This is a genomic window from Pseudomonas sp. EB271-G4-1 (genome assembly GCF_058791355.1).
Genome location: NZ_JBYTEO010000048.1, coordinates 17,195 through 40,398, shown reverse-complemented (window position 1 = coordinate 40,398; position 23,204 = coordinate 17,195). Strand labels below are relative to the sequence as shown.

Sequence of the window (23,204 nt, the reverse complement as noted above, 5' to 3'; positions counted from 1 at the left end):
GACTTTTTAGAGTATAGACTCTAGAAATGCTCTCACTACAACAAATCCGGAGCCGACCATGACTGCTGACATTTCCTACCTGCAAAATCTCCAGCAGCCCCTGCAAGAGCTTCAGACCCTGTTCGACGCACAGCGCGCGGCCTATGCTGCCAACCCGATGCCGCCCGCGGCCCAGCGCCAGCAATGGCTCAAGGCGCTACGTGATTTGCTGGACAACGAACGCCAGGCCTTGATCGATGCGATCAGCCAGGATTTCAGCAACCGCAGTGCCGATGAAACCTTGCTCGCCGAACTGATGCCCAGCCTGCACGGCATTCACCACGCCCGCCGCCACCTCAAGGGCTGGATGCGCGCGTCGCGGCGCAAGGTCGGTGTCGCGTTTCAGCCGGCTTCTGCGAAGGTGGTCTACCAGCCACTGGGCGTGGTCGGGGTCATCGTGCCGTGGAACTATCCGTTGTACCTGGCCGTCGGGCCTTTGGTCGGCGCCTTATCGGCAGGTAACCGGGTGATGCTCAAACTCAGCGAATCGACCCCGGCCACCGGTTTGCTGATCAAGGCGTTGTTCGCGCGAATCTTCCCCGAAGACCTGGTTTGCGTGGTGCTGGGCGAAGCCGATATCGGCGTGGCGTTTTCACGCCTGCCCTTCGATCACCTGCTGTTCACCGGCGCCACCAGCATTGGCAAACACGTGATGCGCGCGGCGGCGGAAAACCTGACGCCGGTCACCCTGGAACTGGGCGGCAAGTCCCCGGCCATTGTTTCCCATGACGTACCGCTCAAGGATGCCGCTGAACGCATCGCTTTCGGCAAGACCCTCAATGCCGGCCAGACCTGCGTGGCCCCGGATTACGTGCTGGTGCCGGAAGATCGTGTCGGCGCGTTCGTGGAGGCCTATCGACAGGCGGTTCGCGGTTTTTATCCGACCCTCGCCGACAACCCGGACTACACCGCGATCATCAATGACCGACAACTGGCGCGACTCAAGGGCTATGTCAGCGATGCCACCAGCAAGGGTGCTCTGCTGATTCCAGTGTTCGAGCAAGGCCAGGGCCGTCGCATGGCGCATAGCCTGCTGCTCAACGTCAACGATGAGATGACGGTGATGCAGGACGAAATCTTCGGCCCACTGTTGCCGATCGTTCCGTACAAGCATCTGGACCAGGCCTTTGCTTATATCAACCAGCGGCCTCGCCCACTGGCGCTGTACTACTTTGGCTACGACAAGCGCGAGCAAAACCGTGTGCTAAACGAGACCCATTCCGGAGGCGTCTGCCTCAACGACACCCTGCTGCACGTGGCCCAGGATGACATGCCGTTCGGCGGTATCGGTCCTTCGGGCATGGGCCATTACCACGGGCACGAAGGCTTCCTGACCTTCAGCAAGGCCAAGGGTGTGCTGGTCAAGCAGCGCTTCAACGCGGCGAAGCTGATCTATCCGCCCTATGGCAAAGCCATTCAGAAACTGATCCAGAAGCTGTTTATTCGCTAACGATAGCTACCGCCGGGTAATAACAATAATGCACCCAAGCCTGTCCGAAACACCCGCGCTGTCACGGCGCGGCCTGCTCAAATTCAGCCTCGGCGCCAGCGCCTTTCTTGCCACTGCCGGGTTGGGGGCCAGCCTCAGCGGCTGCTCATCGAGCGCGCCTGCCAGTGGCTTCACGGCACTGCGCAGTAGCGACCTGCTGTTTTTGCGCGCCCTTGTCCCAGTGATGCTCGACGGTGCAGTCACGGCCGCGAACATGCCGGAGGCTGTCGAGGGCACCCTGAAAAGCCTCGATTACAACCTCGACCACCTGTCTCCGGAAATGCTCAAGCTCACTCGACAATTGTTCGATGTGCTGGGCATGGCCGTGACCCGCGGGCCGCTGACCGGGATCTGGGGTAGCTGGGAAAACGCCAGTGCCGAGGATATCCGGCGCTTCCTCGATCGCTGGGAAAACAGCTCGTTGAGCCTGCTGCGCATGGGTCACAGTTCATTGCTGCAACTGGTGATGATGGCCTGGTATGGGCGCAAGGAGTCATGGGCGCATTGCGGGTATCCGGGGCCACCAGCGGTTTGAGACCGCGTCGACGCTTTCGCGAGCAGGCTCGCTCCCACAGAGATCGCGTACCCATGTGGGAGCGAGCCTGCTCGCGAAGGCGCCAGCTGCTTCACCACTTCATCCAACAATAAAAAGAGAACCCGAAGATGCCCGTACCCGACCCGTTCCGCGAAGGCATGGCCCGTGGCTGGAAAACCCATGATGGCTCGCAACTGACCCAGGACCTGACCCTCGAAGCGGATGTGGCGATCATCGGCAGCGGTGCCGGTGGAGGGACCACGGCCGAAATCCTCAGTGCGGCCGGCTACAAAGTGCTGCTGATCGAGGAAGGCCCACTCAAGACCAGCAGCGACTTCAAGTTGCTCGAAGACCAGGCCTACGCCAGCCTCTACCAGGAAGGCATCGGTCGCATGAGCAAGGATGGCGCAATCACCATCCTCCAGGGCCGGGCGGTGGGCGGCACCACGCTGATCAACTGGACCTCCAGCTTCCGCACGCCAGAGCCAACCCTGGAACACTGGGCCAAGGAACACAACGTGAAGGGCCACTCCCCTGCTGAAATGGCGCCCTGGTTCGAAAAAATGGAACAGCGCCTGGGCGTCGCCCCGTGGATGGTCCCGCCCAACGCGAACAACGAAGTGATCCGCAAGGGCTGCGAAAAGCTCGGTTACAACTGGCATGTGATCCCGCGCAATGTGCGCGGCTGCTGGAACCTCGGCTACTGCGGCATGGGCTGCCCGACCAACGCCAAGCAATCGATGATGGTCACGACCATTCCGGCCACCCTGGAAAACGGCGGCGAGCTGCTTTATCTGGCCCGCGCGGAAAAACTCATCATCAGTGGCGAGACCGTCACCGGACTGCACTGCGTAGCGATGGACGAGCGCTGTGTCGAGCCCACCGGACGCAGTATCAGGGTCAAGGCCAAGCATTACGTATTGGCCGGCGGCGGAATCAACAGCCCGGCGCTGCTGCTGCGCTCCGACGCGCCCGACCCGCACAAGCGGCTGGGCACACGCACCTTTCTGCATCTGGTGAACATGTCCGCCGGCTTGTTCGACGAAGTCATCAACCCGTTCTATGGCGCGCCACAGTCGATCTATTCCGACCATTTCCAATGGCAGGATGGCACCACCGGCAAGATTGGCTACAAACTGGAGGTTCCGCCGCTGCACCCGGCGCTGGCCGCCACCCTGCTGGGTGGCTTCGGCCAGGAAAATGCCCGGCACATGGCTGACCTGCCGCACACTCACGCCATGCTGGCGTTGCTGCGCGACGGATTCCACCCGGACAGTCCCGGTGGCAGCGTACAACTGCGCGGTGACGCTACACCAGTGCTCGACTACCAGATTTCACCCTACGTCTGGGACGGCTTGCGCCGGGCCTTCCACAGCATGGCCGAGATCCAGTTCGCCGGGGGCGCCAAGGCCGTGATGCCCATGCACGCCGATGCTCGCTACGTTAAAACCTTGGGCGAAGCGCGCACGCTGATCGACGGGCTCAATCTGGCGTTGTATCGCACGCGCTTGGGCAGCGCCCATGTGATGGGCGGATGCAGCATGGGCGAAGACCCGAAAAATGCGGTCACCGATAGCCTTGGCCGGCATCATCAACTGGGTAATTTGTCGATCCATGATGGTTCGCTCTTCCCCACCAGCATTGGCGCAAACCCGCAGTTGTCGGTCTATGGGCTGACGGCGCAACTGGCGACTTCCTTGGCTGAACGTTTAAAAAACCCGTGAAAAAGACGATTATTTCCATCGTCTATAGTGCTTTCTTACCCAACAGGCGACTTGGCCGACCGGTTAGGCTGCGATACCATCCGAATCCCCAACGCACTCCCGCCAGGACGACGCGATGAACCGAGTGTTGTACCCAGGTACCTTCGACCCTATTACCAAGGGCCATGGCGATCTGGTCGAACGCGCCTCGCGCCTGTTCGATCACGTGATCATTGCTGTCGCCGCCAGCCCGAAGAAAAACCCGCTGTTTCCCCTGGAACAGCGTGTGGAGCTGGCCCGCGAAGTCACCAAACATCTGCCGAACGTTGAAGTGGTCGGTTTCTCGACGCTACTGGCGCATTTTGCCAAAGAGACGAACGCCAATGTGTTCCTGCGTGGCTTGCGCGCAGTGTCGGACTTCGAATACGAATTCCAGCTGGCCAACATGAACCGCCAGCTGGCCCCGGATGTGGAAAGCCTGTTCCTTACCCCATCCGAGCGTTATTCGTTCATTTCCTCGACGCTGGTTCGTGAAATCGCAGCCTTGGGCGGTGATATCACCAAGTTCGTACACCCGATAGTGGCGGACGCCCTCACACAGCGCTTCAAGAAATAATCCTGATCCGTAGGAGCCGGCTTGCTGACAACGCGGTGCACCTGATGCACCGCCTTCGCCAGCAAGCCGGCTCCTGCAGTACGTCGTAGTTGCGTGCACCGCAGACGCCAATGCGGCACAATTAGCGCATTGATTTATTGCGCCCGGGCCTGCCGCCCCGGCTGGAGTTAGCATGTCCCTGATCATCACCGACGATTGCATCAACTGCGACGTCTGCGAACCCGAGTGCCCCAACGCCGCCATTTCCCAAGGCGAAGAAATCTATGTGATCGACCCGAACCTGTGCACTCAGTGTGTCGGCCACTACGACGAACCGCAGTGCCAGCAGGTCTGCCCGGTGGATTGCATTCCTCTGGACGAAGCCCATCCAGAGACTGAAGAGCAGTTGATGGAGAAGTACCGCAAGATTACCGGGAAGGCTTGAAAGATCGCAGCCTTCGGCAGCTCCTACAGAGATCGCATTCCCCTGTAGGAGCTGCCGAAGGCTGCGATCTTTTGCTTTTCAGGTCTGACACCGCGGGCAGAACACACTGGCGCGCTGCCCGAGTTTCACTTCCCGCAGGCCCGTGCCACAGACTTTGCAGTGCTCACCGCCGCGACCGTACACGAACAACTCCTGCTGGAAGTAGCCCGGCTGCCCGTCCCCGCCGATAAAGTCGCGCAATGTGGTGCCCCCGCGCTCGATGGCAGCCGCCAGGATGCGCTTGATCTCGATCGCCAGTTTCAAGTACCGCGCCCGGGAAATACTCTTGGCTTCGCGACGCGGGTCGATACCGGCGGCGAACAGCGCTTCGGTCGCATAGATATTGCCAACGCCGACCACCACCGCGTTGTCCATGATGAACGGCTTGACTGCCATCGATCGCCCGCGGGACTGCTGGAACAGCCGCTCGCCATCGAACAGGTCGGTCAATGGCTCCGGCCCCAGGCGAATCAGCAGCTCATGGTTGAGCGGATCGAGGCTCCACAGCATCGCACCGAACCGTCGCGGGTCGGTGTAGCGCAAGGCCAGGCCCGATTCCAGCTCGATATCCACATGCTCATGCTTGGCCGCCGGCAGGCCGGCTTCGACCAGGCGCAAATTCCCCGACATCCCCAAATGGCTGATCAAGGTACCGACCTCGGCATTGATCAAAAGGTATTTGGCGCGCCGCTCCACCAGTACGATGCGCTGGCCGGACAAGCGCACATCGAGGTCTTCGGGGATTGGCCAGCGCAGACGGCGATCGCGCACGATCACCCGACTGACACGCTGGCCTTCCAGGTGCGGCGCAATCCCGCGGCGGGTGGTTTCGACTTCTGGGAGTTCAGGCATGGTGCTCTCGGATCAGGCGCTCGGTGAGAAGAGGTTCGCCGTTCAGCGGTGAGTGCCGAGGTCGCGAATCGTTTGCTTGAGGGTTTCGAAATCGTAATCCGATAGGCCCACGTAATCGAGCACCAAATGCCCGATGCTGTTCCACTCGTGGTCTTCGGGCTGGCTGCCCAGCACCCGGTAGGACGCACAAATGTGCTCGGCCATTTTCAGGATCGCCAACAGGTTTTTCAGGGCGCTGTTGCGCGACGACTCGTCGCTGAATATCGCCAGGGCATTGTGATGATTGGCGATCGCGGCAGACACGTGATCAGGCAGGCGCCAGGATTTGGCCGTGTAGTACCCGACCACTGCATGGTTGGTGTTGAACGCCTGGTTCTCGGTGTCCACCACCCGGCATTCGGGGCCGGCGTTGGCATAGGCCTGTTCCAGCACGCTCATATAGTTTGGGAACCGCTGCAGCATCAACGGCACGCCGCAGTCGTGGAACAGTCCCAGGGCATAGGCTTCATCGCCGGCCTGGGCGCCAATGCGCTTGGCCAGGGTCAGGCAGGTCATCGCCACGTCCTGGGCAGTATCCCAGAACCGGTTCAAGGTAACGATGGTGTCATCGTTCATCTCGCCCTTGATCGACTGAGCATTGATCAAGTTGATGATCGAACGGCTGCCCAGCAGATTCACCGCGCGCTGGATCGAGGCAATCTTGTTGCTCAGGCCGTAATACGGCGAGTTGACGATTTTCAGCAGGGAGCCAGAGAGGCCCGGGTCCTGGGAAATCAGCTTCGCGATCACATCCAGATCCGGGTCGGGCATGTACTGCTCCATCTGCAGATCCACCATGATCTGCGGTTGGGCCGGCACACTGATGCCTTGCAAGGATTGCTGGATTTGTTCGGCGGTAAGCTCTTGGGACATAGGTACACACTCTGGGTCAGGCGCGGATTCTAACTTTTCTGGATTGGATCCGACACCTGGGCCAGTGCGCCGATTGCAGTTTCATCTGGTCCAGGCCTGACTCACCGCATGTCCACCCACCGCGCCGTGGGCTTGCGCAACACGGTATACTCCCGCTCTTTTTTCCGGAGCGACGTCATGTCCCTGCCTAGCCTGCGCCTCAAAGCCAACGCCGACCGTCGCCTGCGCAACGGCCACTTGTGGGTCTACAGCAACGAAATCGATGTAGCCGCTACACCTTTGCACGGTTTCAAGGCCGGCGACCAGGCGATCCTCGAAGCCGCTGGCGGCAAGCCACTGGGCATCGTCGCCATGAGCCCGAACAACCTGATCTGTGCGCGCCTGCTGTCGCGCGACATCAAGTTGCCACTCGACAAGTCACTGCTGGTGCATCGCCTGAATGTGGCCCTGTCGCTGCGCGATCGCCTGTTCGACAAGCCGTTCTATCGCCTGGTCTACGGTGATTCCGACCTGCTGCCAGGCCTGGTGGTCGACCGTTTCGGCGACATCCTGGTGGTGCAGATCGCCTCGGCGACCATGGAAGCCCATAAAGACGACGTGATCGCAGCGCTGACCCAAGTGCTCAAGCCAAGCGGCATCCTGTTCAAGAACGACTCCGCCGCCCGTGATGCCGAAGGCCTCAACCGCTATGTCGAAACCGTGTTCGGCCTGGTGCCGGAATGGGTTGCGCTGGAAGAGAACGGGGTGAAATTCGAAGCGCCGGTTATCCAGGGCCAGAAAACCGGTTGGTTCTACGACCACCGCATGAACCGCGCACGCCTGGCGCCATACGCCAAGGGCAAGCGCGTGCTCGACCTGTACAGCTACATTGGCGGCTGGGGCGTTCAAGCGGCTGCATTCGGCGCCAGTGAAGTGTTCTGCGTCGACGCCTCGGCCTTCGCCCTCGACGGTGTCGAGCGCAACGCCGCGCTGAATGGCTTCGCCGAGAAAATGACCTGCATCGAAGGCGACGTGTTCGAAGCCCTGAAAGAGCTCAAGGCCAGCGAAGAGCGCTTCGATGTGATCGTGGCCGACCCGCCTGCCTTCATCAAACGCAAGAAAGACATGAAGAACGGCGAAGGCGCCTACCGCCGCCTGAACGAACAAGCCATGCGCCTGCTCACCAAGGACGGCATCCTGTTCAGCGCCTCCTGCTCGATGCACCTGCCGGAAGACGACCTGCAGAACATCCTGCTGACCAGCGCCCGCCACCTGGATCGTAATATCCAGATGCTCGAGCGTGGCGGCCAAGGCCCGGATCATCCGGTGCACCCGGCCATCCCGGAAACCCGCTACATCAAGAGCATCACCTGCCGGTTGCTGCCAAACAGCTAACGCCATCTCCTGTAGGAGCGAGCACGCTCGCGATGGTCGTCAACGATAACGCGGGAAGCCTGGCGCCCCGCGGCGTTCTCGAGCTCATCGCGAGCAGGCTCGCTCCTACAGGTGCAGGACACATCCTGATCCACTGTCGAAACGACAACCGCTCACCCCTCGCCTACCGCTTTCTCTTCACATCATCGAAGAGGACAACGGAATGTCCGATACGACCAAAGCCCATCGATTACGCAAAGGCCGTCACCCACAATCCGGCCGCATCTATCACCTGAGCGCCGTCACCCATGAACGACAGCCTGTGTTCCAGGATTGGCGCACTGGCCGCTTGTTGGTGCACGAATTTAGAAGTGCCCAGGAAGCCGGCTATATCACGTTTATCGCCTGGGTAGTCATGCCGGATCACTTCCACTGGCTGGTTGAATTGCATAACGGTGATTTACCTAAACTGATGCAAACCACCAAATCCCGCTGCACACGACTCCTTAGTCAAAAGCGAGGCCATTGTGCCCCTGTATGGCAGAAGGGCTATTTCGGCCGAGCCCTGCGTCGCGAGGAAGATCTGAAAGCAGCAGCCCGATACATCATCGCCAACCCTTTGCGAGTTGGTTATGTAACTCATATAGGCGACTACCCGCTATGGGACGCCATCTGGCTATGAAACACGCCTCCCTGTAGGAGCAGCCGGTCGACGCTCGATTGCTCGCGATGATCGTCAACGATAACGCTGGAAACCTGACACCCGGCTGCGCTCTCAGGTTTTTCGCGAGCATGCTCGCTCCTACAAGGGGCTGTCCGTGCGTCTTGTGGATGCTGACTGCATACGTGCAGGCATTCCCTCCAGCCGCCAGCCGTGTAGAATCGCGACATTCATCGCCAGTCATCCCCGGCGGGTTTATGAGCTCAAGCTGAAGCGCGCGGCGATCCCGCAAAGTTATCGGCAACTTCCGGACACCCGGCCATTTCTGAGTGTTCCAGACGTCAATAGAAGCTCACTTCCCTTTTGATACCTGATTAGCCGCCCGGAGTGCTTCATGCCTGATTACCGCTCGAAAACATCCACCCACGGCCGCAACATGGCCGGCGCCCGCGCACTGTGGCGCGCAACGGGGATGAAAGATGACGACTTCAAAAAACCGATCATCGCCATTGCCAACTCATTTACCCAGTTCGTGCCGGGCCACGTGCACCTGAAAGATCTGGGGCAACTGGTCGCCCGCGAAATCGAACGCGCTGGCGGCGTGGCAAAAGAATTCAACACCATCGCCGTCGACGACGGCATCGCCATGGGCCACGACGGCATGCTGTATTCGCTGCCGAGCCGCGAGATCATCGCCGACTCCGTCGAGTACATGGTCAATGCCCACTGCGCTGACGCCATCGTCTGCATCTCGAACTGCGACAAGATCACCCCTGGCATGTTGATGGCCTCCCTGCGCCTGAACATCCCGGTGATCTTCGTGTCCGGCGGCCCGATGGAAGCCGGCAAGACCAAACTGGCCAGCCACGGTCTCGACCTGGTCGACGCCATGGTGATCGCCGCCGACTCCAGCGCTTCTGACGAGAAGGTTGCCGAGTACGAGCGTAGCGCCTGCCCTACCTGCGGTTCGTGCTCCGGCATGTTCACCGCCAACTCGATGAACTGCCTGGTCGAAGCCCTGGGCCTGGCACTGCCGGGCAACGGTTCGACCCTGGCCACCCACAGCGACCGCGAGCAGTTGTTCCTGCAGGCCGGCCGCACCATCGTCGAGCTGTGCAAGCGTTACTACGGCGAGAACGATGAGTCGGTGTTGCCGCGCAACATCGCCAACTTCCAGGCGTTCGAAAACGCCATGACGCTGGACATCGCCATGGGCGGTTCCACCAACACCATCCTGCACTTGCTGGCCGCTGCCCAGGAAGCCGAGATCGATTTCGACCTGCGCGACATCGACCGCCTGTCCCGTCACGTGCCGCAACTGTGCAAGGTCGCGCCGAACATCCAGAAGTACCACATGGAAGACGTGCACCGTGCGGGCGGGATCTTCAGCATCCTCGGCTCGCTGGCCCGTGGCGGCCTGCTGCACACCCAGCTGCCGACCGTGCACAGCCGCAGCATGGAAGAAGCCATCGCCAAGTGGGACATCACCCAGACCAACGACGAAGCCGTGCATCACTTCTTCAAGGCGGGTCCTGCTGGCATCCCGACGCAAACCGCGTTCAGCCAATCGACCCGTTGGGACACCCTGGACGACGACCGTGAAAACGGCTGCATCCGCAGCGTCGAGCACGCCTACTCGCAAGAAGGCGGCCTGGCCGTGCTGTACGGCAACATCGCCCTGGACGGCTGCGTGGTGAAAACCGCTGGCGTCGACGAGTCGATCCACGTGTTCGAAGGCAACGCGAAGATCTTCGAAAGCCAGGACAGTGCCGTACGCGGCATCCTCGCTGACGAAGTGAAGGAAGGCGACATCGTCATCATTCGCTACGAAGGCCCGAAAGGCGGCCCGGGCATGCAGGAAATGCTCTACCCGACGTCGTACCTGAAATCCAAAGGCCTGGGCAAAGCCTGCGCCCTGCTCACCGACGGCCGTTTCTCCGGCGGCACCTCGGGCCTGTCCATCGGCCACGCATCGCCTGAAGCGGCTGCCGGCGGCGCGATCGGCCTGGTGCAGGACGGCGACAAAGTGCTGATCGACATTCCAAACCGCTCGATCAACCTGTTGGTCAGCGATGAAGAACTGGCCGCGCGCCGCGTCGAGCAGGACAAGAAAGGCTGGAAACCGGTTGAAGTGCGTCCACGTAAAGTGACCACGGCGTTGAAGGCTTATGCCCTGCTGGCGACCAGTGCCGACAAGGGTGCTGTGCGTAACAAGGCGATGCTTGATGGGCTGTAAGGCTTAAGCGTTGAACGAAAAATACCCCGCCATGTGCGGGGTATTTTTTTGCGGCGTCTATTTAGTGCTTAATTTACTAGTGTATTCCCGAAGGCATATTCAGAACCGGGTCAAAAGCCAGGGTCGTCAATCGCAAGAGTTAGAAGTCCGCAACATCTCTCCCAGATAGAGGAGCGCCAGTAATGTCGGGCTAATCAATGCCACGTTAAACCAGATACTACTACCGGGATGGGTCAGTGAACCTATTAGCGGGATGGAGATAGCTATCAGCCCCATTATTAGCATTAACGATATAATGCGTCTGCGGTAATACACCGTAGTACTAGGTCTATTCAGCGCAGCTAGAGCAAGCCCCGTAGTTCCCGACCAGGCAAGTATGCTTATTATTATACCGAAGGCTTCACCAAACATCATTAAGTACGAACTTAGCAGGGCCAATCCAAAAGCAGGCAAGACACCTCCGATTAGATACATAACTGGCCAAAGGATACGTAACACCACGTATATTTACTCCATTAAATAATCATCGAGCTGAATAAAGTCTCGACCTGATAGGTTTCCGCCTTCCTGAGTTCCTCGATGCGCGAGTCAAGGATTTACCCACGGCCTGGCAACTTGTAGCTTGATGAGATAACGCTCCTCTGTGGGACGCTTGTCGTCTCTAAAGCGATTGACCCCCAACATCACCTGATACTGATTACCCGCTTGCCAGGTAGACGTGCCGCCTTTGTTCACGTCTCGTAATCGGGCCCGCCATTCGGGAGTGTCAGCAAAGGGTGGGTCGTCACCGACCCGAATGGGTATCCAGCCACCGTGGCGCCATTGCGCCTGCAAATCCAGCACGACTTTGAGGGTATCGTCGAGTAACAGCGGCTCGATTTGCGGGGACATGCGCAGACTTCTGACTAACCCATCACGATCGAAACTAACCGTGAAAAAGCGAGCCAGCGGGGTCAAAAATCCGAATTGATCGTCGATAAAACGCAGGCGTGCGTCGGACTTGGGAGTGTTGAACCAGGAGTACCCTGGAAAAGCCGGATCAATGGCCGCGCTGGAGCGCAGGCGCATGGCTTCCCAAGGTTCGCCGATCACTAGCGCAATTTCCGGGTCATCCGATAGCGCTCGCATAACCGCCATTGTCAATAGAGCCGCGACTGCAATGGCCAAAACCTTCCGTCGCCATTTCATGCGTCGCAGTAGATTCATCGCACGCCCCGGCCTGCGGCTATATCGAGAATCGCCTGTTCGATCAGTTGGCGATCAGAGCGCCGTAGAAGCTCATCAAATTGCTCCGCGGCCTTGAGTACGAAGGGCATGCGCTGATGGATATCGGCCAGGTTGGCAAAGTAATCATTGCTGAAGCCCACGGTGCGCCCGTCTTCGCTGGGACGGCACTGGCTGGCCAGTGTCAGCTCGACCGCTGCCGCAGCACCAGAGGGGAGGTTCGTGACGTAGGAGAAATGGTTGCCACGTAGCAAATGTACCAATTGCACATCGCTGTACATCGATGGTTGCAGGATGTTCTTCTGTTCATGTTCGGCTAGAAAAACAACACTTTCGGCAATGTTGCCAGCCTCAATGGCCGCGAAGGCTTGCAGTATTTCCTCATGGTAAGTGCCAAACTCCAGCTTTTCCTGCTCGATCGGCCACAACACAGGTTGTTGAACATGCCCAAATATGTTCTTCCGTGAAGCGAGGCATGTCTTGAGCGCCAACAACCCTCGCTCTTTGTAAAAAACATGCAACGGAAAAACATCCAGAAACAGCGTGGTATTGCCCAGCGCCAGCATGTCATGCACGTACTCGAGTTGCCCCTGTACTAGCGACAATGATTCTCTGTCGGTGCGCCAGTCAACGCTCGGTATCGGGTTATTGCTGCGGGATAGCTCGTAGTCACGTTGCAACTGTTTGTCAGTCTTGCCGAACAATTCAATTCCAAAGATTTTCCAACGACGCTGGGCGCTGCCAACCATGCGCTTTCCCGCTTCGTATTGATTCTGAATCCTCTCGACTGATTGAGCCGCATGCAACAACCCACAACCCACCTGCTTGGAGGCGAACGCAGCAAGTCCAGCCCATTGGAAACGCTGATCCTCCAGCCACAATCGGGCGTAGGCCGCATTGATCGCGCGATTGCGCGCTTTTGGATCGGCGATAAGGATCCCGCCCGGTGCCACGATCGCTTCGGCTCTTTGCTGGTAGCTGCGCCAAAGGTTCTGGCAGACCTGTCCCGTCTGTTCGCCGTAGCTCGTTGCAGGACGGATGCTGGAGGGGCTCGGTTCTGCTGTCGGCTGGCGGGCTTCGACCGGCTTCGCGGGTTGAGCCGCGGCTCGGGCAGGCGACGCAATGCCGCTGCTTTCGATCGTTTGGCATCTGATGGTCTGATTGGCAATCAGCTTGGGCGATGGATCGCACTTGCACTTGCACAGGTCGCCGTCCAGTGCGGGCTTGCGTCCTTCCCACTCCTCCGACAGGCGTGGGCCGACGCAGATGATTGTCCCGGTACTGTCGCATTCCGGGCATTTGACTTGATCGCCTTCGCGGGCCAAGTTCTGGCCCAAGATGCTGCCTCGATGCCAACCGCTTACGACTGTGCCGCCGACGGTGGTTTTGGCCCCGACTGTGATGTGGTAGCGCTTCATGCGAAATGTGTCCTTGTCAGATCGAAAGGACGAAAGCTAGAAGAGTCGAAGTGGAGGAAGAATCAGACGCTTCTTTGATTGATGTAGGGCATTTCTGAAATGGGGCAGGATGTGGTCGTCGGTATGCTGGAGATAATGCGAGGGAATGCCCCGCCAGGTGCGGGGCTGATCGTTCCCACGCTCTGCGTGGTAATGCCTCAAGGGACGCTCTGCGTCCAGTGACGCGGAGCGTCACGGGCTTCATTCCCACGCAGAGCGTGGGAACGATCAACTCGGCCAGATGCGGGGCATCTTTTTCCCGCGTTATTGCTGTGGGTCGAGGTTATCCAGCGCCTGGTTTACTGCCAGTTCGCCCAACATGATGAGCTGGGTAATTCCCAGCATCGTGCTGCGTTGAGAGCCTTCCAGCAGGCCGGCGAAATCGCTGGCCATGACGTTGGCCGAGGCGAGGGATTCGCAGGCGTGGGCCAACAGGGTTTCGGTGTCGAGGCCGGGGGCGATCATGAATGTTCGGCTGGGTTTACGTGGGGTGGCGTTGATGCGGGCCGACAGGTTGTCGGTGTCCGGTGGATCGGGGGTAATTTTGAGCATTGATGAATCTCCTGGAAACAAGGAGCCATCACCTTCGCTACCAAACGAAAGGTGGCAGCCATACGCAGGTTGGTAGACCGGTCCAGGGAGCCGGCGCGCTCGAAAGCGCCCTACGCATGACCACCATAAAAGCAGAGACGAAAAAACCTGCCAAAGGTGTAGTCATGCGCCTGGAAAATCCGGGCTACCAAACCCGATCGCTGAAGAGCAGCGACACGGAGAAGATAGAACCCGCCAAACAGGCGCACAAGTCGGCGGATTCTGAAGTAGTCGTAGTCCCTTACGCAAGAATGCGCAGGTTGTGACTGTAGGAAGAAGTTGATCGAGCAGAGGCTTTCATTGCCCCGACTGACCTCATCGCGAGCAGGCTCGCTCCCACAATGGATCAGCTTTGCACTCTGGATTGGGAATAACACCGATCAAATTGTAGGAGCGAGCCTGCTCGCGATGGACGACAGAGCGCCGCGGGGTATCAGGCAGCCAGCTTCATCGTTAACGACCATCGCGAGCATGCTCGCTCCTACAGTGAATCAAAGTCCTTACTGAATCTCTTGCGGTGTGACGACCACCCAATTTTTGTCCGCCGTCACCGGCAGCCCTTCCTTGGCCTGGGCCGCGGCGTTCTTGGCCATCATGCCCTGGATCTGGGTCATGTACTTGTCCTTGCGGTTGACCCATAGGTGGATGCCGCCCTTGGCCACGTCAACGCCGTGGAACAGCATGTAGCCGTCGCTGGTCGGGGTATCGCCACCGACCAGTACCGGTTTTTTCCACTCATCGATGTAGGTCAGGATCGCTGCGTGCTTGCCGGCCATCCAGGTCGCCGGGGTCCACAGGTATGGCGTCAGTTCCAGGCCGAGGTTGGCCTTCTCGTCATATTTGCCAGCGGTGATCTGCTTGCGCGCAGTGGTCAGTTCGCCGGTCTTCTGGTCCTTGAGCAGCATCGACACGCCGATCACGTTCTGCGGTTTGACGTTGTAGCCGTACTTCGGATCGGCCGCGACCATGCGCACCAGCTCTTCCGAGGCGGCGGTCATCACATAGACCTCGATACCGTTCTCCATCAGCTTGTTGTAGAGCTCTTGCTGGCCGGTGAAGATTTTCGGTGGGTTGACGTCGAGTTTCTTGACCACGTCGCCTTCGTAATAGGTGGCGGGCACCGGTTTGCCAGAGGCCATCAACTCATCGACGTAGCCCTTGAGTTCCTGGAGCGTGAAGCCTGAAAACACTTGGGCGACCCATGGATAGCAGACCATGTCGTCGAGTTCACAGAGGCGGTAGTAGTAACTGAACAGGCTTTCCTTGTGGTCGGCGGTGTCCTTGAACGGCATCAGTTTCAGGGAGGGGTCGAGTTTGTCGCGGGTGATCAGGCCTTTGTTTTCCATGAACGGCAGCAACGACTCTTCGAGGTCGTAGCGGTAACTGGTGTTGTCCATGTCGAACACCGCGTAGTTACCTTTGTTGGCATTGGCCGCGATCATCGCATCCAGTGCCTTGGCCTGATCGGCGGGCCAGTGTTTCAGATCCGTGGCGAACACCTGGCCGACGAGGCCAAGGCAAAGAGCTGCAGCCAGTAATTTCGGTGCGAACTTCATCCTCATATCTCCCTGATTGAAAGACATCGACGCTAACAAATACCTGTGACAGTCCTCATCCGTCAGCGACCGTCAACGTACCTTTCGCGCCAGTCACATTCTCAAAAGCGACATGCGCTTATTCCAAAAACGACACTTTCAAGACGTTTTTGATATTAAATCATTAGATTTCAAGCTGTTAGGCTTGCCGGTTCGCAACTGCCCCGGAAGGCAGTTCGCACCTGTCTAATGGGAGTTCCAATGAATCTGCCGCTGATTCTCAATCTGCTGGTGTTCCTCGCCCTGCTGCTGGGCTTGGCACAAACCCGCCACACAACATTTAGCCTGGCGAAAAAAGTCCTGCTTGCACTGGTGCTTGGCGTGCTGTTCGGTGTGGCGTTGCACACTGTCTACGGTGCCGGCAACCCGGTGTTGAAAGCCTCGATCGGCTGGTTCGATCTGGTGGGCAACGGTTACGTGCAACTGCTGCAAATGATCGTGATCCCGCTGGTGTTCGCTTCGATCCTCAGCGCCGTGGCCCGTCTGCACAATGCCTCGTCGTTGGGAAAAATCAGCTTCCTGACCATTGGCACGCTGCTGTTCACCACCGCCATCGCGGCGTTGATCGGTATCGGCCTGACCAACCTGTTCGGCCTGACCGCCGAGGGCCTGGTGGCCGGCACCCAGGAAATGGCGCGCCTGCAGACCATCCAGAGCGACTATGCCGGCAAGGTCGCCGACCTCAATGTGCCGCAGTTGCTGCTGTCGTTCATTCCGCAAAACCCGTTCGCCGACCTGGCGCGGGCCAAGCCGACGTCGATCATCAGCGTGGTGATCTTTGCCGCATTCCTCGGGGTTGCAGCGCTGCAACTGTTGAAGGATGACGTGGAAAAAGGTCGGAAAGTGATCAACGCCATCGACACCCTGCAAGCCTGGGTGATGCGTCTGGTGCGCCTGGTGATGAAGCTGACCCCATACGGTGTGTTGGCGCTGATGACCAAAGTGGTCGCTGGCTCCAACCTGCAAGACATCATCAAGCTCGGCAGTTTCGTGGTGGTGTCCTATATCGGCCTGGGCTTGATGTTTGTGGTGCATGGCGTGCTGGTGTCGGCCGCCGGGATCAACCCGTTGAGATTCTTCCGCAAGATCTGGCCGGTGCTGACGTTTGCTTTCACCAGCCGTTCGAGCGCTGCAACGATCCCGTTGAGCATCGAAGCGCAAACCAGCCGCCTGGGCATCCCGCAATCCATCGCCAGCTTCGCCGCCTCGTTCGGCGCGACCATTGGCCAGAACGGCTGCGCCGGCCTGTATCCGGCGATGTTGGCGGTGATGGTAGCGCCGACCGTTGGCATCAACCCGCTAGACCCGCTGTGGATCGCGACGCTGGTGGCGATTGTTACGTTGAGTTCGGCGGGTGTGGCTGGGGTTGGCGGGGGCGCGACGTTTGCCGCGTTGATCGTGCTGCCGGCGATGGGCTTGCCGGTGTCACTGGTGGCGCTGCTGATTTCGGTCGAGCCGTTGATTGATATGGGGCGCACGGCGTTGAACGTCAGCGGTTCGATCACGGCCGGGGCGATTACCAGCCAGGTGATGCAGCAGACGGATAAAGAATTGTTGGATGCGGATGAGCATTCTGAGTTGGCTCACGCTTAAGTCTTTCAGCGGCTGAGTGGGCCTCTTCGCGAGCAAGCCCGCTCCCACATTATTCCTGCGGTGTGCACAGCATTTGTGAACACCCGAGATCAAATGTGGGAGCGGGCTTGCTCGCGAAGCTCTTAGGCTTTTTCCCAAACTTCGAAGTTGTATGCCGGCTTGTCATCCACAGCCGGGTTTTCGATGTTGGACACCAGCTTCCACTGCCCCGAATCAAACTCCGGAAACCACGCATCCCCTTCCGGGCTCAGTGCCACACGGGTCAAGTACAACCGATCTGCCTGCGCCAACCCCTGCGCATACAGCTGCGCCCCGCCGATCAGCATCAGCTCATCGACGCCCTGCTCTTTGGCCCACTCTTCAGCGCGAACCACGGCCGCCTCCAGTGAGGGGTAGACCTCCGCGCCTTCGAGTACCAGACCCGCCTGACGACTGACCACGATGTTCAAGCGACCTGGCAATGGGCGACCGAGGGAGTCCCAGGTCTTGCGCCCCATGATGATCGGCTTGCCCAGGGTGGTGGCCTTGAAGTATTTGAAGTCCCCCGGCAGGTGCCAGGGCATGCTGTTGTCGATGCCGATCACGCGGTTTTCACCGAGGGCTGCGATCAGGCTGAGGGGGAGTGATTTAGTCATGCCGGCGAGGATACCAGAGCCGCGCTTACCCGGATAAGCGCCACAGCGGTTATGCTCACAGTTCAATTAAGCGACGGGATGCCGCGTGACTGAACTGAATAATCTCTGGCTGACAGAAACCATCCGCCTGCGCGAAGAACACGCCGGCCCCCTGGAAGATCTGGAAGCCAATCGGCTGGCCCGCAGCGCCGGCGGCGATCTGCCGGCACGCATACAACGCCGCGCCCTGTGGCTGGCGGAACGCGATGGCTTGAGCGAGGCACTCAAACACTGGCTGCAGGGCGCTCGACTGGCGCTGATCGTATTGGCGGTGCTGGCCGTGGTCAGCGGCACCGGCTTGGCCTTTGCCGCGATGGGCGACGGCCTGCACCCGGTGAATGTGTTCTGGGCGCTGGGCAGTCTGCTCGGGATTAACCTGATCCTGCTGTTGAGCTGGGCCTTGGGCCTGGTGTTTGCTGGCGAACACGGCGCCAGCCTCGGCCGCTTGTGGTTGTGGCTAAGCGAAAAACTCGCCCGGGACGCCAAGGCCGCACAACTGGCGCCGGCCCTGCTGCTGTTGCTGCAACGCCAGAAACTCAATCGCTGGGCCATCGGTGTTGTGGCCAATGGCCTGTGGTTGTTGGCGATGCTCAGTGCTTTGGTGATTCTGCTGACGTTGATGGCAACCCGGCGCTACGGCTTCGTTTGGGAAACCACCATCCTCAGTGCCGACACATTCATTGCCATGACCCAGGCCCTGGGTGCGCTCCCAGCCTTGCTTGGTTTCAGTGTGCCGACTGAACAGATGATCCGCGCCAGTGGCGACGCCGCACTGAATATCGAAAGCGCCCGTCAGGCCTGGGCGGCTTGGCTGGTGGGCGTGCTGCTGGTCTACGGCGTCGTGCCGCGCCTGCTGCTTGCAGTGTTTTGCCTGTGGCGCTGGAAAACCGGCAAGTCTGCCTTACGCCTGGATTTGAACCTGCCCGGTTATGCGCAACTGCGCGAACGCCTGATGCCTACCAGTGAACGCCTGGGTGTCAGCGATGCCGCACCGGCTCAACTTCATCGAGTGGAAAGCGGCGTCAGTGAACAACAAAGCGATGGCGCGCTATTGGTCGCGATCGAACTGGACGACGACCGCCCGTGGCCGCCACAACTGCCCAAGAGCGTCAGCAATGCCGGCATCCTCGACAGCCGCGAATCGCGGCACAAACTCCTCGAACAACTGAGCCGCTTTCCGCCTGCTCGCCTGGCGATCGCTTGCGATCCACGGCGCTCGCCGGATCGCGGCAGCCTGGCACTGATTGCCGAACTGGCCCGCAGCGCCAGCGCGACCCGCATCTGGTTGCTGCAAGCGCCGCCGGGTAAAGCGCTGGATGCCGAACGCCTCGGCGATTGGCACGTGGCGCTGCAACAGCTTGAGCTGCCGTTCGCCGATTGCGCACCGATGAACTGGCTGGAGACGGGCCATGACTGACACCAGGAAGCAGCCTCTGAAACTCGCGGTCGTCGGCCACACCAACGTCGGTAAAACCTCATTGTTGCGCACCCTGACTCGCGATGTCGGTTTCGGCGAAGTGTCCCACCGTCCCAGCACCACGCGGCATGTCGAAGGTGCGAGGTTGTCGGTAGATGGCGAACCTTTGCTTGATCTCTATGACACGCCCGGACTGGAAGACGCCATCGCCCTGCTCGATTACCTCGAACGCCTGGAGCGCCCCGGCGAGCGGCTGGACGGCCCGGCACGGCTGGCACGTTTTCTTGAGGGCAGCGAAGCCCGGCAGCGCTTCGAACAGGAAGCCAAGGTGTTGCGCCAGTTGCTGGCGTCGGACGCCGGGCTCTATGTGATCGACGCCCGGGAACCGGTCCTTGCCAAATATCGCGATGAGCTGGAAGTGCTGGCCAGTTGTGGCAAACCGCTGCTGCCGGTGCTGAATTTTGTCAGCAGCACCAACCACCGCGAGCCGGCGTGGCGTGAAGCGCTGGCGCGTTTGGGTTTGCATGCGCTGGTGCGCTTCGACAGCGTCGCACCGCCGGAGGATGGCGAACGCCGGCTCTATGAAAGCCTCGCGCTGCTGTTGGAACATGCACGTCCACAGCTTGAGCGGTTGATTGCCGATCAACAGGCACAACGCCTGGCGCGCCAGCAAAGTGCGGCGCGCTTGATTGCCGAATTGTTGATCGATTGCGCCGCCTGCCGGCGCAGCGTGGTCAGCGAGGCCGAACAGGAACAGCAAGCCATCAATGAATTGCGCAAAGCCGTTCGCCAGCGCGAACAACGCTGCGTCGAAGCCCTGCTCAAGCTCTATGCCTTCCGCCCACAGGACGCGGCGGCCAGCGACTTGCCGCTGCTTGATGGGCGCTGGGGCGACGACTTGTTCAACCCGGAAACCCTCAAGCAACTGGGCGTGCGGGTCGGCGGCGGGATCGCGGCCGGTGCAGCAGCCGGCGCCGGAGTCGACTTGCTGGTCGGCGGTATTACCCTCGGCGCGGCGGCTCTGGCCGGTGCGATTGCCGGCGGCGCCCTGCAAACCGTGCGCAGTTATGGCAGTCGGTTGCTGGGCAAGATCAAGGGCCAGCGTGAGCTGACGGTCGATGACAACGTGCTGCGGCTGTTGGCGCTGCGCCAACGGCAACTGCTGCAAGCGCTGGATGCCCGTGGGCATGCGGCGATGGACAGCATCCAGGTCGCCACGCCCCAGGACAAGACCTGGCGCGAGGGCACACTGCCGGAAGCGCTGAACAAGGCACGGGCGCACCCGCAGTGGTCGTCGCTCAATGCGCATCCAAAGTTGAATCAGGCGGAGCGTCAGGAGCAGATTGAGGAGTTGGCGCAGCAGCTTTGATGCGGTTGATCAGCGCCAGTTGAACTTCACATAGGTGGTGCTCAACACCATGACAAGCTGTTGGTCCACCGCATCCTGATTGCCGTCGTTATTCATGTCGTAATTGACCAGCCAGTCCAGCTTGCCGTCGTTATTGGTGTCGTAGGCCGAGGCGGTGTAAGCGATGCTTTGATCTGAAGGTTTGCCGACACCCTCATGAAAGTGCAGGCGTACGGTGTCTGGCGAGCCGTCCCTGGCAAAGTCCTCTGTAAATATCTTGAGATAACGCTCCCAGGTAGTTCCACGATTGAACCAATTGAGCCGCAGGAACGCGTCTGAAAACGATTTGAGTAACCGTTCGTCCTTAGTGTTTTCCTTACCGTCGTTATTCACATCGCCAACCTGAAAATCAACTTTGCCATCGGCAGTGATATCCAGTGCATATGCCTTGTGAACGAGCCGATCTTCGGCACCGTTAGTCTCTTCGAAGAAATGCAGGAGCACGGTGTCAGCCCTGCCGTTTGCGCTGCGGTCCTGGGCAGTGATTTTCAAATAACGCATGGGGATAGCTCAGATCAAAATAGGGTGATCAAGCTATCCCGTACCGCTGAAACCCTCTGCGCGAATAATCTCTACCTCGTGTAGGTTTTTTCAGCAGTACTTGTCGTTCAAGCCACCTTGGGCAAAAGGCCCAGAGCCTTGCGCTTCAAAATATCGAGATCCAGAAGCGGTACGTTCATCTCCTTGGCCATCTCATCCCACTGCCGCATGCGCAAACTCACCGTGCACAGCGGGTCTTGTTCGAACGCCTCTGCCTCGGCAGCCGACATCACCCCACCCTGATACTCCAAGGTCCGGCGACTGGCTTCGCTCAAGCGCTCGTAGTACCCCGGCTCTTTCAGCGTCAGATACCGCTTGGCTTGCACGTGGTACTCCACCAGCCGCGCCATGCGCTCGCTGAAGCCGACGCTGCGCAAGTAATTGGCGCCCAGCCGTTCATGGCTGACCACGCCAAAGCCGCCCATATTCTCGGCGCCTTCGGCGCAGATGTGCCCGATGTCATGGAAAAAAGCGGCAAGCACCACTTCGTCATCGAAGCCCTCGGCCATCGCGCACTGCGCGGCCTGGGACATGTGCTCGATCTGCGACACCGGCTCGCCGATGTAGTCGGCATCGCCGAAGCGTTCGTAGAGGGCGAAAACCTTGGCGACTGCTTGTTCGTTGGGGCTCATCAGAAGTCTCGCGATGAAGTGGGATGAGTGCTGAATTGTAGACCGCCTTCGCGGGCAAGCCCGCTCCCACAGTGGACAAGGTGATGGACAAATTGTGTGCACACCAACGATCCCTGTGGGAGCGAGCCTGCTCGCGAAGATGCCCTTTCAGGCGGCGGAGATTTACTTGGCCGCCACCTTCTCGGACTTGCCGTCATAACGCTTGCGCCATTCGGTCAAAATCTCGTCGCGATTCTTCGAAGCCCAGGCAAAGTCGTTCTTGATCAAGCGCTGTTCATAGTCAGCTGGCAACTCGGTCTGCGGCTTGGCGATTCCCGGCTGTGCGAGTACGGCGAAGTTTTCTTTATAAAGCTCCATCGCCTCGGGGCTGGCCGAGAAGTCCGCGAGTTTCTTCGCGGCGTCTTCATGTTGGGTACCCTTGATCACGGCCGTGGCTTCGATCTCCCAGCCCAGGCCTTCCTTCGGCAGGATGATGTCCAGCGGCGCGCCCTGGCGCTTGAGCTGGACAGCCGGGTATTCAAAGGAAATACCGATCGGGAACTCCCCCGCCGCCGCCAGTTTGCAAGGCTTGGAACCGGAGTGAACGTACTGGCCGATGTTCTGGTGCAGGCCGTCCATGTAGGCCCAGCCCTGCTTCTCGCCGAAGGTTTGCAGCCAGGCGCTGACGTCAAGGAAACCGGTGCCGGAAGACGCCGGGTTGGGCATGACGATCTTGCCTTTGTACTCTGGCTTGGTCAGGTCTTGCCAGCTCACGGGCTTGCTCAGGCCCTGCTTTTCGGCTTCGACGGTGTTGAAGCAAATGGTCGCGGCCCACACGTCCATGCCGACCCAGGCTGGCGGGTTGGCGGCGTCGCGGTAGTTGCCGCCAATCTTGCCAAGGTCTTTGGGCGCGTAGCTTTGCAGCATGCCTTGCTGGTCGAGGATTGCCAGGCTCGATGCGGCCAAGCCCCATACGGCGTCAGCTTGTGGGCGGTCTTTTTCGGCGAGCAATTTGGCGGTGATGATGCCGGTGGAGTCGCGCACCCATTTGATCTCGACGTCCGGGTTGGCTTTTTCGAACGCCTGCTTGTAGGTCTTGAGTTGCTCGGCTTCGAGGGCGGTGTACACCGTCAACTCGGTTTTCGCCGCAAAGGCGTTCAGGCTGAAAGCGGTGAGGACAGCAGCGGCCAGGGCCATAGGCTTGAACATGATCTTTTCCTGTAGTTGAGTTGAGA

General features: G+C 59.6%; 22 protein-coding genes. 12 read left to right on the top strand and 10 right to left on the bottom strand.

Annotated features, from left to right (window positions below):
* Nucleotides 1-58: 58 nt before the first annotated feature.
* The 5 genes from AC3WWR_RS21935 to AC3WWR_RS21915 all read left to right on the top strand — a co-directional run bounded on the left by AC3WWR_RS21935 (nucleotide 59) and on the right by AC3WWR_RS21915 (nucleotide 4,806).
* Nucleotides 59-1,489: a coniferyl aldehyde dehydrogenase gene (locus tag AC3WWR_RS21935; RefSeq protein ID WP_151143688.1), complete on the top strand. Its 1,431-nt coding sequence runs from the start codon at nucleotides 59-61 to the stop codon at nucleotides 1,487-1,489.
* 28 nt (nucleotides 1,490-1,517) lie between these two features.
* Complete coding sequence (locus tag AC3WWR_RS21930; protein WP_020797349.1) at nucleotides 1,518-2,063, top strand: hypothetical protein; 546 nt, start codon at nucleotides 1,518-1,520, stop codon at nucleotides 2,061-2,063.
* Between the two features lie 128 nt (nucleotides 2,064-2,191).
* Nucleotides 2,192-3,787: a GMC family oxidoreductase gene (locus AC3WWR_RS21925; protein WP_033043047.1), complete on the top strand. Its 1,596-nt coding sequence runs from the start codon at nucleotides 2,192-2,194 to the stop codon at nucleotides 3,785-3,787.
* A gap of 115 nt (nucleotides 3,788-3,902) precedes the next feature.
* Nucleotides 3,903-4,382, top strand: a complete 480-nt coding sequence (gene coaD, locus AC3WWR_RS21920; RefSeq protein ID WP_008065062.1) for a pantetheine-phosphate adenylyltransferase — start codon at nucleotides 3,903-3,905, stop codon at nucleotides 4,380-4,382.
* Between the two features lie 172 nt (nucleotides 4,383-4,554).
* Nucleotides 4,555-4,806 (top strand): YfhL family 4Fe-4S dicluster ferredoxin, encoded by a 252-nt coding sequence (locus tag AC3WWR_RS21915; RefSeq protein WP_003195146.1) that lies wholly within the window; start codon nucleotides 4,555-4,557, stop codon nucleotides 4,804-4,806.
* A gap of 78 nt (nucleotides 4,807-4,884) precedes the next feature.
* Here the strand turns inward: AC3WWR_RS21915 and mutM are convergent, their stop codons facing one another.
* Nucleotides 4,885-5,697: a bifunctional DNA-formamidopyrimidine glycosylase/DNA-(apurinic or apyrimidinic site) lyase gene (mutM, locus tag AC3WWR_RS21910; protein WP_020797347.1), complete on the bottom strand. Its 813-nt coding sequence runs from the start codon at nucleotides 5,695-5,697 to the stop codon at nucleotides 4,885-4,887.
* Between the two features lie 42 nt (nucleotides 5,698-5,739).
* On the bottom strand, nucleotides 5,740-6,555 hold the full coding sequence (locus AC3WWR_RS21905; RefSeq protein WP_177326139.1) for an HDOD domain-containing protein: 816 nt from the start codon (nucleotides 6,553-6,555) through the stop codon (nucleotides 5,740-5,742).
* A gap of 231 nt (nucleotides 6,556-6,786) precedes the next feature.
* On the opposite strand from AC3WWR_RS21905, the gene AC3WWR_RS21900 reads away from it, so the two are divergent.
* The 3 genes from AC3WWR_RS21900 (at nucleotide 6,787) to ilvD (ending at nucleotide 10,859) form a co-directional block, all read left to right on the top strand.
* Nucleotides 6,787-7,983 carry a class I SAM-dependent rRNA methyltransferase gene (locus tag AC3WWR_RS21900; RefSeq protein WP_008065056.1) on the top strand — a complete coding sequence of 399 codons (1,197 nt, stop codon included), beginning with the start codon at nucleotides 6,787-6,789 and terminating at the stop codon, nucleotides 7,981-7,983.
* A 202-nt stretch (nucleotides 7,984-8,185) separates the two neighbouring features.
* Complete coding sequence (locus tag AC3WWR_RS21895) at nucleotides 8,186-8,644, top strand: REP-associated tyrosine transposase (protein ID WP_432668706.1); 459 nt, start codon at nucleotides 8,186-8,188, stop codon at nucleotides 8,642-8,644.
* 373 nt (nucleotides 8,645-9,017) lie between these two features.
* Nucleotides 9,018-10,859, top strand: a complete 1,842-nt coding sequence (gene ilvD / locus AC3WWR_RS21890; protein WP_020797344.1) for a dihydroxy-acid dehydratase — start codon at nucleotides 9,018-9,020, stop codon at nucleotides 10,857-10,859.
* A gap of 588 nt (nucleotides 10,860-11,447) precedes the next feature.
* Here the strand turns inward: ilvD and AC3WWR_RS21885 are convergent.
* The 3 genes from AC3WWR_RS21885 to AC3WWR_RS21875 form a co-directional block, all read right to left on the bottom strand.
* The gene (locus AC3WWR_RS21885; RefSeq protein ID WP_432668708.1) at nucleotides 11,448-12,065 is read right to left on the bottom strand and encodes a hypothetical protein; all 618 of its coding nucleotides are present in this window, start codon (nucleotides 12,063-12,065) and stop codon (nucleotides 11,448-11,450) included.
* Nucleotides 12,062-13,501 carry a PAAR domain-containing protein gene (locus tag AC3WWR_RS21880; protein WP_225441862.1) on the bottom strand — a complete coding sequence of 480 codons (1,440 nt, stop codon included), beginning with the start codon at nucleotides 13,499-13,501 and terminating at the stop codon, nucleotides 12,062-12,064. Before AC3WWR_RS21880 ends, AC3WWR_RS21885 begins: the two co-directional genes overlap by 4 nt.
* A gap of 303 nt (nucleotides 13,502-13,804) precedes the next feature.
* Nucleotides 13,805-14,092: a DUF6124 family protein gene (locus AC3WWR_RS21875; RefSeq protein WP_020797343.1), complete on the bottom strand. Its 288-nt coding sequence runs from the start codon at nucleotides 14,090-14,092 to the stop codon at nucleotides 13,805-13,807.
* Between the two features lie 116 nt (nucleotides 14,093-14,208).
* Here AC3WWR_RS21875 and AC3WWR_RS21870 point away from each other — a divergent pair, with 116 nt between their 5' ends.
* Nucleotides 14,209-14,397, top strand: coding sequence for a hypothetical protein (locus AC3WWR_RS21870; protein WP_131658032.1), 189 nt, complete (start codon nucleotides 14,209-14,211; stop codon nucleotides 14,395-14,397).
* Between the two features lie 234 nt (nucleotides 14,398-14,631).
* Here the strand turns inward: AC3WWR_RS21870 and AC3WWR_RS21865 are convergent, their stop codons facing one another.
* On the bottom strand, nucleotides 14,632-15,687 hold the full coding sequence (locus tag AC3WWR_RS21865; protein WP_033043518.1) for an HAD family hydrolase: 1,056 nt from the start codon (nucleotides 15,685-15,687) through the stop codon (nucleotides 14,632-14,634).
* Between the two features lie 240 nt (nucleotides 15,688-15,927).
* Between AC3WWR_RS21865 and AC3WWR_RS21860 the strand changes: the two genes are divergently transcribed.
* Complete coding sequence (locus tag AC3WWR_RS21860; RefSeq protein WP_033043519.1) at nucleotides 15,928-17,319, top strand: L-cystine transporter; 1,392 nt, start codon at nucleotides 15,928-15,930, stop codon at nucleotides 17,317-17,319.
* Between the two features lie 122 nt (nucleotides 17,320-17,441).
* Here AC3WWR_RS21860 and AC3WWR_RS21855 read toward each other — a convergent pair whose 3' ends face one another.
* Nucleotides 17,442-17,954: a dihydrofolate reductase gene (locus AC3WWR_RS21855; RefSeq protein WP_151143696.1), complete on the bottom strand. Its 513-nt coding sequence runs from the start codon at nucleotides 17,952-17,954 to the stop codon at nucleotides 17,442-17,444.
* 85 nt (nucleotides 17,955-18,039) lie between these two features.
* Between AC3WWR_RS21855 and AC3WWR_RS21850 the strand changes: the two genes are divergently transcribed.
* Nucleotides 18,040-19,410 (top strand): DUF2868 domain-containing protein, encoded by a 1,371-nt coding sequence (locus AC3WWR_RS21850; protein WP_033043522.1) that lies wholly within the window; start codon nucleotides 18,040-18,042, stop codon nucleotides 19,408-19,410.
* A complete protein-coding gene (locus AC3WWR_RS21845; RefSeq protein ID WP_020797338.1) occupies nucleotides 19,403-20,779 on the top strand; it encodes a GTPase/DUF3482 domain-containing protein in 1,377 nt (458 codons plus the stop codon). Before AC3WWR_RS21850 ends, AC3WWR_RS21845 begins: the two co-directional genes overlap by 8 nt.
* 9 nt (nucleotides 20,780-20,788) lie before the next feature.
* Here the strand turns inward: AC3WWR_RS21845 and AC3WWR_RS21840 are convergent, their stop codons facing one another.
* The 3 genes from AC3WWR_RS21840 to AC3WWR_RS21830 all read right to left on the bottom strand — a co-directional run bounded on the left by AC3WWR_RS21840 (nucleotide 20,789) and on the right by AC3WWR_RS21830 (nucleotide 23,178).
* Entirely contained in the window at nucleotides 20,789-21,319 is a 531-nt protein-coding gene (locus tag AC3WWR_RS21840) for a hypothetical protein (protein ID WP_168759088.1), read from the bottom strand.
* Between the two features lie 107 nt (nucleotides 21,320-21,426).
* A complete protein-coding gene (locus AC3WWR_RS21835) occupies nucleotides 21,427-21,990 on the bottom strand; it encodes a phosphonate degradation HD-domain oxygenase (protein WP_020797336.1) in 564 nt (187 codons plus the stop codon).
* 162 nt (nucleotides 21,991-22,152) lie between these two features.
* Entirely contained in the window at nucleotides 22,153-23,178 is a 1,026-nt protein-coding gene (locus AC3WWR_RS21830; protein WP_020797335.1) for a putative 2-aminoethylphosphonate ABC transporter substrate-binding protein, read from the bottom strand.
* Nucleotides 23,179-23,204: the final 26 nt, after the last annotated feature.

Excerpts from the sequence above, each read along its gene's own strand:
- ilvD (WP_020797344.1), top strand. The coding sequence starts at position 9,018 with ATGCCTGATTACCGCTCGAAAACATCCACCCACGGCCGCAACATGGCC.
- AC3WWR_RS21880 (WP_225441862.1), bottom strand. The coding sequence starts at position 13,501 with ATGAAGCGCTACCACATCACAGTCGGGGCCAAAACCACCGTCGGCGGC.
- coaD (WP_008065062.1), top strand. The coding sequence starts at position 3,903 with ATGAACCGAGTGTTGTACCCAGGTACCTTCGACCCTATTACCAAGGGC.
- AC3WWR_RS21860 (WP_033043519.1), top strand. The coding sequence starts at position 15,928 with ATGAATCTGCCGCTGATTCTCAATCTGCTGGTGTTCCTCGCCCTGCTG.
- AC3WWR_RS21875 (WP_020797343.1), bottom strand. The coding sequence starts at position 14,092 with ATGCTCAAAATTACCCCCGATCCACCGGACACCGACAACCTGTCGGCC.
- AC3WWR_RS21870 (WP_131658032.1), top strand. The coding sequence starts at position 14,209 with ATGACCACCATAAAAGCAGAGACGAAAAAACCTGCCAAAGGTGTAGTC.
- AC3WWR_RS21885 (WP_432668708.1), bottom strand. The coding sequence starts at position 12,065 with ATGAATCTACTGCGACGCATGAAATGGCGACGGAAGGTTTTGGCCATT.
- AC3WWR_RS21830 (WP_020797335.1), bottom strand. The coding sequence starts at position 23,178 with ATGTTCAAGCCTATGGCCCTGGCCGCTGCTGTCCTCACCGCTTTCAGC.
- AC3WWR_RS21895 (WP_432668706.1), top strand. The coding sequence starts at position 8,186 with ATGTCCGATACGACCAAAGCCCATCGATTACGCAAAGGCCGTCACCCA.
- AC3WWR_RS21845 (WP_020797338.1), top strand. The coding sequence starts at position 19,403 with ATGACTGACACCAGGAAGCAGCCTCTGAAACTCGCGGTCGTCGGCCAC.
- AC3WWR_RS21925 (WP_033043047.1), top strand. The coding sequence starts at position 2,192 with ATGCCCGTACCCGACCCGTTCCGCGAAGGCATGGCCCGTGGCTGGAAA.
- AC3WWR_RS21840 (WP_168759088.1), bottom strand. The coding sequence starts at position 21,319 with ATGCGTTATTTGAAAATCACTGCCCAGGACCGCAGCGCAAACGGCAGG.
- AC3WWR_RS21900 (WP_008065056.1), top strand. The coding sequence starts at position 6,787 with ATGTCCCTGCCTAGCCTGCGCCTCAAAGCCAACGCCGACCGTCGCCTG.
- AC3WWR_RS21835 (WP_020797336.1), bottom strand. The coding sequence starts at position 21,990 with ATGAGCCCCAACGAACAAGCAGTCGCCAAGGTTTTCGCCCTCTACGAA.
- AC3WWR_RS21855 (WP_151143696.1), bottom strand. The coding sequence starts at position 17,954 with ATGACTAAATCACTCCCCCTCAGCCTGATCGCAGCCCTCGGTGAAAAC.
- mutM (WP_020797347.1), bottom strand. The coding sequence starts at position 5,697 with ATGCCTGAACTCCCAGAAGTCGAAACCACCCGCCGCGGGATTGCGCCG.
- AC3WWR_RS21915 (WP_003195146.1), top strand. The coding sequence starts at position 4,555 with ATGTCCCTGATCATCACCGACGATTGCATCAACTGCGACGTCTGCGAA.
- AC3WWR_RS21865 (WP_033043518.1), bottom strand. The coding sequence starts at position 15,687 with ATGAAGTTCGCACCGAAATTACTGGCTGCAGCTCTTTGCCTTGGCCTC.
- AC3WWR_RS21930 (WP_020797349.1), top strand. The coding sequence starts at position 1,518 with ATGCACCCAAGCCTGTCCGAAACACCCGCGCTGTCACGGCGCGGCCTG.
- AC3WWR_RS21935 (WP_151143688.1), top strand. The coding sequence starts at position 59 with ATGACTGCTGACATTTCCTACCTGCAAAATCTCCAGCAGCCCCTGCAA.